This is a genomic window from Nocardioides sp. PD653-B2, from assembly GCF_002117935.1.
Lineage (GTDB): Bacteria > Actinomycetota > Actinomycetes > Propionibacteriales > Nocardioidaceae > Nocardioides.
Window position 1 is genome coordinate 103,470 of sequence record NZ_BDJE01000011.1, and the last position, 12,240, is coordinate 115,709.

Sequence of the window (12,240 nt, forward strand, 5' to 3'; positions counted from 1 at the left end):
AATTCTTCGGGTGCGTGGCATGATGCTGAATGTTGTTCCAATAACCCCCGAATTCGATAGAGGTTTCCTGAAATGGCTCAGAAGGTCAGCATTGTTCTCGTCGATGACCTCGACGGTAGTGAGGCAACGGAGACTGTCTCTTTCGGCCTCGACGGCACGTCGTACGAAATCGACCTCAACGACAAGAATGCCGCGAAGCTGCGCGACGCTCTCTCGGGTTATGTCGGTCACGGCCGCAAGGTCGGCGCCGCCCCGCGCCGCGGACGCAAGTCCGCCGCCAGCACCAGTGGACCCAGCGCCGCCGAGATCCGCGACTGGGCCCGTTCCAACGGTCACGACGTCCCCGACCGCGGTCGGGTCTCCGCCGAGGTGCGCGAGGCGTTCGCCGCCGCGCACTGATCACGCCCCCGCGAGTGAGCTTGCGAACTCGCGGCTCAGGGCGGGAGGTCGAGTAGCGCCGTGGCTGAGGGACGAAGCCACAAGGCGCGTATCGAGACCCGATAAGACAAGGCAGGGCGGTGACCACGGGACGTGGTCACCGCCCTCGTTCGTCTCACCGGATTTCGATGCGCCGGTCGCGACCTCGCCAGCTCGGTCGCGCGGCTTGCTCAATCTGGTGGAGCTCACGCGCCGCGTTCGTCCCTCATACGTCGCTGCACCGCTCCCATGTTCGCTCTCAGCGGAGTGTCTGGGCCCTGACCGGGGAACGCGTAGGCTGTCAGCGGGGTTAGTTGTCTCGTACCTCCCCTCCGATCCAGGCGGGCGGGGCCCCGAAAAGCTTCAGGAGCGATGCGCATGTTCGAGCGGTTCACAGACCGAGCCCGACGGGTTGTCGTGCTGGCCCAAGAAGAGGCCCGCATGCTCTCCCACAACTACATCGGCACCGAGCACATCCTGCTCGGCCTGATCCACGAGGGTGAGGGCGTCGCGGCCAAGGCGCTCGAGAGCCTCGACATCTCGCTCGAGGCCGTGCGCGCGCAAGTCGAGGAGATCATCGGCCAGGGCCAGCAGGCGCCCAGCGGCCACATCCCCTTCACCCCGCGCGCCAAGAAGGTGCTCGAGCTGTCGCTGCGCGAGGCGCTCCAGCTCGGCCACTCCTACATCGGCACGGAGCACATCCTGCTCGGCCTGATCCGCGAGGGTGAGGGCGTCGCCGCCCAGGTGCTGCAGAAGCTCGGCGCCGACCTCAACCGGGTCCGCCAGCAGGTCATCCAGCTGCTCTCCGGCTTCCAGGGCAAGGAGTCGGCCGGCTCGGCCGCGGCCGCAGGCGCCTCCGGCAGCGACGCGCCGTCGTCGTCGCTGGTGCTCGACCAGTTCGGTCGCAACCTGACCCAGGACGCCCGCGAGGGCAAGTTGGACCCGGTCATCGGCCGGGAGCAGGAGATCGAGCGGGTCATGCAGATCCTGTCCCGCCGGACGAAGAACAACCCGGTCCTCATCGGCGAGCCCGGCGTCGGCAAGACGACGATCGTCGAGGGCCTGGCCCAGGACATCGTCAAGGGCAACGTCCCCGAGACGCTCAAGGACAAGCAGATCTACACGCTCGACCTGGGCGCCCTGGTGGCCGGCTCGCGCTACCGCGGTGACTTCGAGGAGCGCCTCAAGAAGGTCCTCAAGGAGATCCGCACCCGAGGCGACATCGTGCTGTTCATCGACGAGATCCACACCCTCGTCGGCGCCGGCGCGGCCGAGGGCGCGATCGACGCCGCCAGCATCCTCAAGCCGATGCTGGCCCGCGGCGAGCTGCAGACCATCGGCGCGACCACCCTCGACGAGTACCGCAAGTACCTCGAGAAGGACGCCGCCCTCGAGCGCCGCTTCCAGCCGATCCAGGTCGCCGAGCCGTCGATCGCCCACACGATCGAGATGCTCAAGGGCCTGCGCGACCGCTACGAGGCCCACCACCGCGTGACGATCACCGACGAGGCGCTCGTCTCGGCCGCGACGCTGGCCGACCGCTACATCTCCGACCGCTTCCTGCCCGACAAGGCCATCGACCTGATCGACGAGGCCGGCTCGCGGCTGCGGATCCGCCGGATGACGGCCCCCGCCGACCTGCGCGAGTACGACGACAAGATCGGCGAGGTGCGGCAGCGCAAGGAGGCCGCCATCGACGGCCAGGACTTCGAGGCCGCGGCGCGCCTGCGCGACGAGGAGAAGCAGCTCATCCTGAAGAAGTCCGAGCGCGAGAAGCAGTGGCGCGCGGGCGACATGGACGAGGTGGCCGAGGTCGACGAGGAGCTCATCGCCGAGGTCCTCGCGGTCGCGACCGGCATCCCGATCGTGAAGCTCTCCGAGGAGGAGTCCACGCGGCTGCTCAACATGGAGGACGAGCTGCACAAGCGGGTCATCGGCCAGGAGGAGGCCGTCAAGGCCATCTCGCGGGCGATCCGTCGTACCCGTGCCGGCATGAAGGACCCGAAGCGCCCCGGCGGTTCGTTCATCTTCGCCGGCCCGTCCGGTGTCGGTAAGACCTGGCTGTCCAAGACGCTCGCCGAGTTCCTCTTCGGCGACGAGGACGCGCTGATCCAGCTCGACATGTCGGAGTACGGCGAGAAGCACACCGTCTCGCGGCTCTTCGGCTCGCCTCCCGGCTACGTCGGCTACGAAGAGGGCGGCCAGCTCACCGAGAAGGTGCGCCGCAAGCCGTTCTCCGTGGTGCTCTTCGACGAGGTCGAGAAGGCTCACCCGGACATCTTCAACAGCCTGCTGCAGATCCTCGAGGAAGGTCGCCTGACCGACTCGCAGGGCCGGGTGGTCGACTTCAAGAACACCGTCATCATCATGACCACCAACCTCGGCACCCGCGACATCGCCAAGGGCGTCAACCTGGGCTTCCAGGCCTCGGGCGACGCGGCCGGCTCCTACGAGCGGATGAAGGCCAAGGTCTCCGACGAGCTCAAGCAGCACTTCCGCCCGGAGTTCCTCAACCGTGTCGACGAGATCATCGTGTTCCCGCCGCTGACGCAGGAGCAGATCGTCCACATGGTCGACAACATGATCGCGGGGGTCGAGCTCCGGCTCAAGGACCGCGACATGTCGCTCGAGCTCACCCAGCCGGCCAAGAACCTGCTGGCCGAGCGGGGCTTCGACCCGGTGCTGGGCGCGCGGCCGCTGCGGCGCACGATCCAGCGCGAGATCGAGGACGTGCTGTCGGAGAAGATGCTCTTCGGCGAGGTCGGCCCGGGACAGATCGTCCTGGTCGGCGTCGAGGGCGAGGGCCCGGAGGCGAAGTTCACCTTCGCCGGCCAGAAGGTCGGCGTGCTGCCCGACCTCCCGCCGTTCGAGACCGCCGAGGTCGCCGCGTCGGAGGTGCCGCCGATCGAGGGTCCCGACGACAGCGACGGCCCGATCGACGTCCCGAAGGCCGACTGAACCAACGCCGAGTCGGCGCCAGTTTCCCCACCAACGGGACACTGGCGCCGACTCGGCGCATTTACGCGGGAAACTGGCGCCGACTCGGCGCTCAGGGGAGCGCGTAGGTGTCCGGGCCGGCGTGCACGACCAGCGCGTCCTCGACCAGGGACGCCAGGCAGCGGACCCGCTGTGCCTCCTCGGACCACGCGGCGTCGAGGCTGCTGCGGTGCACCGGCCCGTCGCTGTCGCGCAGCACCGCGAGCAGCCGCCCGCGGCACTGCCGGTCGGTGCCGGCCCAGGTCTGCACCTTGCGGGGCGGCCCGTCGTACGCCGGGTGGCCGGCGGCGCGCCACGCACACAGGTCGGCCACCGGGCAGGCGTCGCAGCGTGGCTTCGCGGCCGTGCAGACCAGGGCGCCGAGCTCCATCACCGCGACCGACCAGGTGGCGGCGGTGGGCACGTCGTCGGGCAGTACCTCGAGCGCCACCTCGCGCTCCGCCTTCGTGACCGACGGGGCCGGGAACTCCACGCCCTGCAGGGTGCGCGCGAAGACCCGGCGCACGTTGGTGTCGAGGACGACGTGGCGGCGCCCGTGCGCGAAGGTCGCGATCGCCGCGGCGGTGTAGTCGCCGATGCCGGGCAGCGCGCGCAGGTCGTCGTACGACGCGGGCACCTCCCCGTCGTGCCGCTCGACGATCGCGACCGCCGCGGCGTGCAGCCGCAGCGCCCGGCGCGGGTAGCCCAGCCGTCCCCACGCGCGGACGGCCTCGCCGGTCGCCTCGGCCGCCAGGTCCGCCGGCGACGGCCAGCGCGTGAGCCACTGCTCGTGCACCGGCAGCACCCGGGCGACCGGGGTCTGCTGCAGCATGAACTCCGAGACCATCACCGACCACGGGGTCGCGTCGACCCCGCGCCAGGGGAGCTCGCGGGCGTGCGCGTCGTACCAATCGAGGATCGGCTCGTGCAAGGCGCTCATCACCGACCATTGTCGTCGGTGTGGCAGCACGATCCGGAGCGGGTCACTGACTAGCGTGGCGGCATGCCCGCCATGACCCGAGGCCCGCTCCCGGCGCGGGTGTACTGGGTGCGCCGGACGATGGTGCTGGGCACCGCCCTGCTCCTCGTCGTCGGCATTGCCCGGTTGCTCGGTGGCGGCAGCGACGCGTCGTCGGTCGGCGACACCGCAGCCCAGGTCGCCGCGGACCGGACGCCCAGCGAGATCCTCACCTCGTCCCTGCCGGTGACACCGAGTGACTCGGCGCGCAAGCCCGGCAAGCCCGGCAAGCACCGGCCGAGCGGTCAGCAGTCCAGCGAGGCGCCGCCGCTCGCCACGCCCGACGGCACGTGCGCGAACGACGACATCGCCGTCACCCCCAAGGTCGAGAACGCCGTGGCCGGGCGCGACGTGCTGATCGTGCTCCAGCTCCGGACCCTCGACTCGGAGGCGTGCACGTGGCCGGCGTCCTCCGACGCGCTCACCCTCTCGATCACCTCCGGTCGTGACGACATCTGGTCGAGTCGCGACTGCCCCCACGCCGTGCCGGTCCGCGACGTCGTGGTGCGCAAGGCGGTCACCACGAACCTCGGCGTCACCTGGCGGAGCGCTCGCCGCTCCGGCGAGGAGTGCTACCTCCGGACCGACTGGGCGATGCCCGGCTGGTACCACGTGACCGCGTCGGCGCTGGGCGGCGAGCCGTCCGACCTGCAGTTCCAGCTGACCACCCCGGTCGCCGGGACGGTCACCGAGACCGCCAAGCCGACGAACTCGCCGTCGGGCTCGCCGACCGGTCGGCCGGTCACGCCGTCGAACTCGAAGTCCCCGACCGGAGCCGTCGAACCCGACTAGACGTACCGCTCCAAGATCGTCGACTCGGCCAGCCGGGAGAGGCCCTCGCGCACGCTGCGGGCCCGGAGCTCGCCGACGCCGTCGACGGCCTGCAGGTCGTCGACCCCGGCGGAAAGCAGCTTCTGGAGGGTGCCGAAGTGGTCGACCAGCCGGTCGACGACGGCGGTGGGCAGCCGCGGCACCTTGGCGAGCAGCCGGTAGCCACGCGGGGCGACGGCCCCGTCGAGGTGCTCGCCGTTGCCGAGCCCGAGGGCGCGGGCGGCGGCGGCCGGGTCGACCAGCTCGGTCGACGAGAGCGACTCGAGCCGGTTGAGCAGCGCCTCGGGGCTCTTGGACCGCCGGCCGGCCGGCAGGTAGTCGCGGATCACCAGCTCGCGCTCGGTGTCGACGCCGGTCACGAGCTCCTCGAGCTGGAGCGACAGCAGCCGGCCGTCGGTGCCGAGCTCGAGCACGTAGTCCTCGATCTCGCTCGCGATCCGGGTCACCATCTCCAGTCGCTGCGCGACCACCGCGACGTCGCGGACCGTGACGAGGTCCTCGATCTCGAGCGCGGACAGGGTGCTCGAGACCTCGTCGAGGCGCATCTTGTAGCGCTCGAGGGTCGCGAGCGCCTGGTTGGCGCGGGACAGGATCTGGCCGGAGCCCTCGAGCACGTGGCGGGTCTCCCCGACGTACGCCGCGATGATCTGCATCGACTGCGACACCGAGATCACCGGGAAGCCGGTCTGGCGGGCAACCCGGTCGGCGGTGCGGTGCCGGGTGCCGGTCTCCTCGGACGGGATGGTGTGGTCGGGCATCAGGTGCACGGCCGCCCGCAGGATCCGGGTGACGTCCTGGTCGAGGATGATCGCGCCGTCCATCTTGGCGAGCTCGCGCAGGCCGGTCGCGGTGAACGGGACGTCGAGGGTGAACCCACCGGTGGCGATCGACTCGACCACCTTGTCGTGGCCGAGCACGATCAGCGCGCCGGTGCGGCCGCGCAGGATCCGCTCGAGGCCGTCACGCAGCGGCGTGCCGGGGGCGATCGTGGCGAGGGTCGCGCGCAGGCGCAGCGTCTCGTCCGAGCGGTCGATGGCCACGTTCGCCGATCCCTTCGTGTGGGCGCGGCGCACCTCGGCCGCTGCGGGAAGTCTAGAGCCCTTCGACCGGGCGGGGCTTCTGATGCTGCGAGTTGGTCAGGTGGAGCAGCCGGAGGGCGGCGCCGATGTCGGGGACGTCGAGCACGCGCATGCCGTCGATCGTCCAGGACTCGGGGGACCGAGCGGCGGGCCGTCCGGGCTCGGTCGGGACGACGGCGAGCTGGAAGCCCAGCCGGGCGGCCTCGGCCAGCCGTTGGGGCAGGTCGCGGACCCGGCGCAGCTCGCCGGCCAGCCCGATCTCGCCCATCGCGACGACCCCGCGCGGCGCGGGCACGCCGCGGGTCGCCGAGGCCAGCGCCACCGCGACCGCCAGGTCGCTCGCAGGCTCGGTCACCCGCGCGCCGCCGACCGTGGAGGCGAAGACGTCCATCGTGTGCAGCCGGATGTTGGCGTGCTGCTGGAGGACGGCCATCACCATCGCGACCCTCGACGAGTCGAGCCCAGACGTCGTACGTCGTGGCCGCTCGGCCGCGCTGTGGGTCACCAGCGCCTGCACCTCGGCCAGCATCGGCCGCCGGCCCTCCATCGTCACGGCGACGCAGGTGCCGGGGACCATCGCGTGGTGGTTCTCGACGAAGAGGCCGGTCGGGTCGGTGACGGCGGTGATGCCGTCGGGGCCGAGGTCGAAGCAGCCGACCTCGTCGACGGGGCCGAAGCGGTTCTTCATCGCCCGCACCACCCGGAAGCGCGAGTCGCGGTCGCCCTCGAAGTGGAGCACCACGTCGACGACGTGCTCGAGCACCCGGGGACCGGCGATCGAGCCGTCCTTGGTGACGTGGCCGACGATGACCATGGTGATGTTGCGGGTCTTGGCGACGCGGATCAGCGCCGCCGCGACCTCCTTGACCTGGGTGACGCCGCCGGGCACGCCCTCGACGCCGGGCGCCCCGATGGTCTGGATCGAGTCGACGACCACGAGCGTGGGGCGGACCTGCTCGATGTGGGTCAGCACCGCACCGAGGTCGGTCTCGGCCGCGAGATAGAGCTCGTCGTGCACGCCCCCGGTCCGGTCGGCACGCAGCCGGACCTGGGAGGCCGACTCCTCGCCGGTCACGTAGAGGGTGCGGCGCTGGTAGCGCGCCGTCTGGGCGGCGACCTCGAGCAGCAGCGTGCTCTTGCCGACGCCGGGCTCGCCGGCCAGCAGGATCGCGGCGCCCGGCACCAGCCCGCCGCCGAGCACCCGGTCGAGCTCGGGGACGCCGCTGCTGCGGAACTCGGAGTCCTCGGCAGAGACCTGGCCGATCGGCACCGCGGGCCGGGTGACCGGGGTGGCCGTCGTCCGCCCGGCCGGCACGACCGCCGCCTCGGCGACCGATCCCCACGCCTGGCACTCGCCGCAGCGCCCGACCCACTTCGTCGTCTCCCAGCCGCACTCGGAGCAACGGAAGGCGGCGCGGGGGGTCTTCGACATGGGTGGAACGGTAGGCGCCGGCGCCGACACTGCGGTCGAGGACCGGGGGTCCTTCTGCAAACGCCCGCGGCTGTGGTGTCATTGGATCGATCAAGACGATCCCCGGCAGGTCGAGGAGGTGGGGTTGTCCAGGAGCTCGGGTCGGCCCGCAGGCCGGCTTTCGGTGACCCCGCTGAGCACGACCCCTCCCACGTTGGCGGACGTCGCCGAGCTGGCCGGGGTCTCGCGGCAGACGGTCTCGAACGCCGTCAACAACCCCGACCTGCTGCGCTCCGACACCCTCGCCCGCGTCCAGGACGCGATCGAGGCTCTCGGCTACTCGCCCAACCGGGCCGCGCGCAACCTGCGCACCCGCGCCTCCCACCTGATCGGGATGCGGATCGGGCCGGCCCAGGAGGGCACGGCCAACGCGACGATGGACCGGTTCGTGCACTCCCTCGTGGAGACCTCGCGCGAGGCGGGCTACCACGTGCTGCTCTTCGCCGGCTCGAGTGAGGATCCGATCGCGGGCTACGAGGACCTGCTCCGCTCGACGGCCGTCGACGCGTTCGTCGTCACCGACACCTACCTCGGCAACCCCCAGGCCGTCTGGCTCGAGCAGCGGCGCGCTCCCTTCGTCGCCTTCGGCCGGCCCTGGGACCACCCCGACGCCCGGCACCCGTGGGTCGACGTCGACGGCGCGGCCGGCACCGACCTCGCCACCACCCACCTGCTCGACCGCGGTCACCAGCGGATCGCCTGGATCGGCTGGCGCAAGGACTCCCGCATCGGCGAGGACCGGCGGGCCGGCTGGAGCCGGGCCCTCCACGCCCGCGGCCTGCCGACCACCGGCCTGGCGTCACGGGTCGAGGACACCGTCGCCAGCGGGCGCGAGGCGAGCGCCGTGCTCCTCGACGAGGCGCAGCCGACCGCCTTCGTCTGTGCCTCCGACACCTTGGCGATGGGGGTGCTGCACACGTTCCGGGACCGCGGCATCACCGCCGGCCGGGAGATGTCGGTCGTCGGCTTCGACGACTCCCAGGTCGCCCAGGTCGTCCCGTTCGGCCTGACCTCCGTGCGGCAGCCGCTCGAGGACGTCGCGGTCGAGATCGTCAAGGCGCTCGAGGGCCTGCTCGCCCACCCGCCCACCATCGCCACCAGCACGCTGCTCGTGCCGACCCTGGCGCTGCGCGGGTCCAGCTAGCGGAGACGCGGAGCGGATCCGCTGATGGTGGTCGAGCGAGCCGCGCGACTGAGGAACGAAGTCGCGACCGGCGTGTCGAGACCTGGTGACGTACGCGGAGTCAGAACAGCTTCCACCAGAGGTTGACGGCGTAGTCGACCTCGGTGCCCTCGTGCTCCGCCAGCACCGCGTCGGCGACGGCCGCGGTGAACTCGATGCGGACGACGCTCTCCAGGTCGGCGCGCGAGGAGAACGACCAGCGCATGTCCACGGGTGTCCGGGTCCAGCCGCGCGTCGACCAGAAGCGCTCCACCGCGACCGGGTCGACCTCGGGGTAGCCGCGGCGGAACCAGCCACCGAAGGTCGAGCGCGTCGGGTCGTTGTCGATCACGAACGCGGCGCCCCCACGCCGTACGACGCGGTCGAGCTCGGCGAGGCCCGGCTCGCAGCCCGGCCCGAAGAAGTAGGCCCACCGGGCGTGCACGACGTCGACCGACGCGTCGGCGACCGGGAGCGACTGCGCGGCGCCCTGGTGGACGGTGACGTTCGCGAACCGGCGGGTACGACGACGAGCCAGCGCGACCAGGTCGGCGTGCGGCTCGACGCCGACCACCGTCGCGGCCTCGGCGGCGAAGGGCGGGAGGTGGAAGCCGGTGCCGCAGCCGACGTCCAGCACCTCGCGCCCGGCCCACGTCGCGACCGACCGCATCGCGGCCTCGATCGCGCCGTCGGGGTCGACCGCGCGGTTCTCGGTCTCGTACGTCGCGGGGTGGTTCCAGATGTTGGGGCTCGGCCGGGCCCCGGGGGAGACGCTCAGTGGACCATCAGAGCCGGACGAGCCCGTTCGGCGTCTGGATCTGGGCCGCGATGATGCCCGGGGTGCCGTTGGGGGCGGCCCACTCGACCTTCACGTCCTCCAGGGGCGCCTCGACCGTCTCGCCGAGCCACTCGCTGACCCGCTGCGGGTCGCCCGCGATCTCCAGGCAGGCCAGGGAGTACGCCGGGTCGGCGCCGGTGCTGGGGTGCAGGTCGGCCGGGACGTCCCACTCGATGAAGAACGGCAGCTGGGGGTCGGCGATCAGGCCGTTGATGCCGATCTGCTTCCAGCGCAGGGCGGTGCCGTCCGGACGGTGCCGGCTGCCGATGGCGGCCTCACGCCCGAGCCGCGACTCCACGGCGGAGATGTCGTCGACCGCGACGACCCAGCCGAGCCAGCCGCCGCCGAGCGCCGAGCGGGCGCGCACGGCCTGGCCGAACGGCGCCTTGTCGGACGCCGGGTGGTCGAGGACCTCGACGATCTCGAGGTAGGTGCCGCCGGCGAGCGGCAGGATCATGTTGCGGGTCCCGAATCGAGGGTGCACACCACCGTCGACGAAGTCCTTGCCGAGCAGTCCCCCGATGCGCTGGGCAGTGCTGGCGAGGCCATCCGGTCCTGCTGCGAAAGAAAGATGGTCCAGGCGCATGTAGAGATTCTCGGCGCACGATCGGCAGCGCCGGACAGCGGGGTCCGGGTCTCTTGACGTCGAGACTTCCGCTGTCGAGCCCGGCCGGAAGGGACGTAGGGGCCCTAGTGGGGATCGGCCGGGTGCAGCGCGAGCGCCGAGCGGGAGCGCACGTGCGCCTCGCAGTGCCGCACCAGCTCGTCGTACGCCGCCTTGCCCATCAGCTCGGTCAGCTCGGGCTCGTTGGACACGTAGACGGGCTCGACCCCGACGTGCGCCTCGGTGTTGCCGGAGCAGTACCAGTCGAGGTCGTGCCCACCGGGACCCCAGCCGCGGCGGTCGTACTCGGTGATCGAGACCTCCGTGTACGTCGTGCCGTCCTGGCGCTCGACGTTGCGGAACGTACGACGGATCGGCAGCTGCCAGCACACGTCGGGCTTGGTCTCGAGGGGGTTCTTGCCGATCACGTACGCCAGCGCGTGCAGGGCGCAGCCCGCGCCCGCGTGGAAGTCGGGCCGGTTCTGGAAGACGCAGGCCTGCTGGCCGTCGACCACGGTCGTGCGGGTCTTGCGCTCGCCGTCCTCGTCGAGCTCGATCCAGTCCTTCTTGCGGACCTGGCGACCCTTCGGCTTCTGCTGCCAGAGCTTGTCGTCGAGCATCTCGACGTAGCCGGCGACCCGCTTCTCGTCGGTCTTGTCGGCGAAGTGCGCGCCGAGGGTGCAGCACCCGACGTCGGGGGCGTCGGCGTAGATGCCGGGGCAGCCCTGGCCGAAGATGCAGGTGTAGCTCGACGTGAGCCAGGTCAGGTCGCAGCGCATCACCTCCGACTCGTCTGCCGGGTTGACGAACTCGACGAACGCGCGCGGGAACACCAGATCGACTTCGGGCACCCGCCCAGCCTACGTGCGGGGTCCGGCCGGGGCGGGGCGCCCTAGTACGTTGGACTCATGCGCCTGGGCGTCCTCGACATCGGGTCCAACACGGGCCACCTGCTGGTGGTCGACGCCCACCGCGGCGCGGCCCCGCTGCCGGCCTACTCCTACAAGGAGCCGCTCCGCCTCGCCGAGCACGTCGACGAGACGGGAGCCGTGACCCAGCAGGGGATCGACGCCCTCGCGAGCTTCACGTCCCAGGCGCTGCGCGTCGCCGAGGACAAGGGCAGCGAGGACATGCTCGCGTTCGCGACCTCGGCCGTCCGCGACGCCGAGAACTCCGAGGCCGTGCTCAACGAGGTCCACGAGCGCACCGGCCAGCGGATCGCCGTCCTCTCCGGTGAGGACGAGGCCCGGCTGACCTTCCTCGCCGTACGACGCTGGTGCGGCTGGTCGGCCGGCCGACTCTCCGTCTTCGACATCGGCGGCGGCTCGCTGGAGATCGCGGGCGGTGCCGACGAGGCACCGGACGTGGCCTGGTCGCTGCCCCTCGGGGCGGCCCGGCTCGCGCGCCAGCACTTCGGCGCCACGGCGCCCGACGAGGAGACTCTCCGCCTGCTGCGCAAGCAGATCCGCGCCGACATCGCCCGCGACGCCGGGTTGATGCTGCGCGCCGGCGCTCCCGACCACGCGGCCGCGACCTCCAAGACCTTCCGCTCGCTCGCCCGGATCTGTGGCGCCGCACCCTCGGGCGAGGGACCGCTCGTCCCGCGCACGCTGCCGCTCGTCGCGCTGACCGCGTGGATCCCCAAGCTCGCGGCGATGACGCCCGCCGAGCTCGCGAACCTGCCGGGCGTCTCGGCGAGCCGCAGCCACCAGATCGTCGCCGGCGCACTGGTGGCCGAGGCGGTCATGGACATCTTCGGGCTCGCCGAGCTGGAGGTCTGCCCCTGGGCGCTGCGGGAGGGCGTCATCCTCGAGCGCCTCGACCAGATCACGGCGCTGGGCTGA

The 12,240-nt window shown here is 71.7% G+C and carries 11 protein-coding genes; 5 read left to right on the forward strand and 6 right to left on the reverse strand.

Annotated features, from left to right (window positions below; genetic code table 11):
* The first annotated feature begins 72 nt into the window (after positions 1-72).
* Positions 73-399 (forward strand): histone-like nucleoid-structuring protein Lsr2, encoded by a 327-nt coding sequence (locus PD653B2_RS05445; RefSeq protein WP_085871318.1) that lies wholly within the window; start codon positions 73-75, stop codon positions 397-399.
* Between the two features lie 396 nt (positions 400-795).
* Complete coding sequence (locus PD653B2_RS05450) at positions 796-3,375, forward strand: ATP-dependent Clp protease ATP-binding subunit (RefSeq protein ID WP_085871446.1); 2,580 nt, start codon at positions 796-798, stop codon at positions 3,373-3,375.
* 91 nt (positions 3,376-3,466) lie between these two features.
* Here PD653B2_RS05450 and PD653B2_RS05455 read toward each other — a convergent pair whose 3' ends face one another.
* Positions 3,467-4,333 (reverse strand): A/G-specific adenine glycosylase, encoded by an 867-nt coding sequence (locus tag PD653B2_RS05455; RefSeq protein ID WP_085871319.1) that lies wholly within the window; start codon positions 4,331-4,333, stop codon positions 3,467-3,469.
* A gap of 63 nt (positions 4,334-4,396) precedes the next feature.
* Between PD653B2_RS05455 and PD653B2_RS05460 the strand changes: the two genes are divergently transcribed.
* Positions 4,397-5,203: a hypothetical protein gene (locus PD653B2_RS05460; RefSeq protein ID WP_085871320.1), complete on the forward strand. Its 807-nt coding sequence runs from the start codon at positions 4,397-4,399 to the stop codon at positions 5,201-5,203.
* Here PD653B2_RS05460 and disA read toward each other — a convergent pair.
* Positions 5,200-6,282, reverse strand: coding sequence for a DNA integrity scanning diadenylate cyclase DisA (gene disA / locus PD653B2_RS05465; RefSeq protein ID WP_207559338.1), 1,083 nt, complete (start codon positions 6,280-6,282; stop codon positions 5,200-5,202). The genes PD653B2_RS05460 and disA overlap by 4 nt on opposite strands.
* A 52-nt stretch (positions 6,283-6,334) precedes the next feature.
* Positions 6,335-7,753 carry a DNA repair protein RadA gene (gene radA / locus PD653B2_RS05470; protein ID WP_085871321.1) on the reverse strand — a complete coding sequence of 473 codons (1,419 nt, stop codon included), beginning with the start codon at positions 7,751-7,753 and terminating at the stop codon, positions 6,335-6,337.
* Positions 7,754-7,916: 163 nt separating this feature from the next.
* Here radA and PD653B2_RS05475 point away from each other — a divergent pair, with 163 nt between their 5' ends.
* Complete coding sequence (locus PD653B2_RS05475; RefSeq protein WP_089503891.1) at positions 7,917-8,936, forward strand: LacI family DNA-binding transcriptional regulator; 1,020 nt, start codon at positions 7,917-7,919, stop codon at positions 8,934-8,936.
* 100 nt (positions 8,937-9,036) lie between these two features.
* Here the strand turns inward: PD653B2_RS05475 and PD653B2_RS05480 are convergent, their stop codons facing one another.
* The 3 genes from PD653B2_RS05480 to PD653B2_RS05490 form a co-directional block, all read right to left on the reverse strand.
* Positions 9,037-9,624 (reverse strand): class I SAM-dependent methyltransferase, encoded by a 588-nt coding sequence (locus PD653B2_RS05480; protein WP_242665147.1) that lies wholly within the window; start codon positions 9,622-9,624, stop codon positions 9,037-9,039.
* 115 nt (positions 9,625-9,739) lie between these two features.
* Entirely contained in the window at positions 9,740-10,378 is a 639-nt protein-coding gene (locus PD653B2_RS05485; RefSeq protein ID WP_085871324.1) for a VOC family protein, read from the reverse strand.
* 104 nt (positions 10,379-10,482) lie between these two features.
* On the reverse strand, positions 10,483-11,247 hold the full coding sequence (locus tag PD653B2_RS05490; RefSeq protein WP_085871325.1) for a hypothetical protein: 765 nt from the start codon (positions 11,245-11,247) through the stop codon (positions 10,483-10,485).
* Positions 11,248-11,304: 57 nt separating this feature from the next.
* Here PD653B2_RS05490 and PD653B2_RS05495 point away from each other — a divergent pair, with 57 nt between their 5' ends.
* The gene (locus tag PD653B2_RS05495) at positions 11,305-12,240 is read left to right on the forward strand and encodes a Ppx/GppA phosphatase family protein (protein ID WP_085871326.1); all 936 of its coding nucleotides are present in this window, start codon (positions 11,305-11,307) and stop codon (positions 12,238-12,240) included.

Excerpts from the sequence above, each read along its gene's own strand:
- PD653B2_RS05445 (WP_085871318.1), top strand. The coding sequence starts at position 73 with ATGGCTCAGAAGGTCAGCATTGTTCTCGTCGATGACCTCGACGGTAGT.
- PD653B2_RS05460 (WP_085871320.1), top strand. The coding sequence starts at position 4,397 with ATGCCCGCCATGACCCGAGGCCCGCTCCCGGCGCGGGTGTACTGGGTG.
- PD653B2_RS05495 (WP_085871326.1), top strand. The coding sequence starts at position 11,305 with ATGCGCCTGGGCGTCCTCGACATCGGGTCCAACACGGGCCACCTGCTG.
- PD653B2_RS05485 (WP_085871324.1), bottom strand. The coding sequence starts at position 10,378 with ATGCGCCTGGACCATCTTTCTTTCGCAGCAGGACCGGATGGCCTCGCC.
- radA (WP_085871321.1), bottom strand. The coding sequence starts at position 7,753 with ATGTCGAAGACCCCCCGCGCCGCCTTCCGTTGCTCCGAGTGCGGCTGG.
- PD653B2_RS05455 (WP_085871319.1), bottom strand. The coding sequence starts at position 4,333 with ATGAGCGCCTTGCACGAGCCGATCCTCGATTGGTACGACGCGCACGCC.
- PD653B2_RS05450 (WP_085871446.1), top strand. The coding sequence starts at position 796 with ATGTTCGAGCGGTTCACAGACCGAGCCCGACGGGTTGTCGTGCTGGCC.
- PD653B2_RS05480 (WP_242665147.1), bottom strand. The coding sequence starts at position 9,624 with ATGCGGTCGGTCGCGACGTGGGCCGGGCGCGAGGTGCTGGACGTCGGC.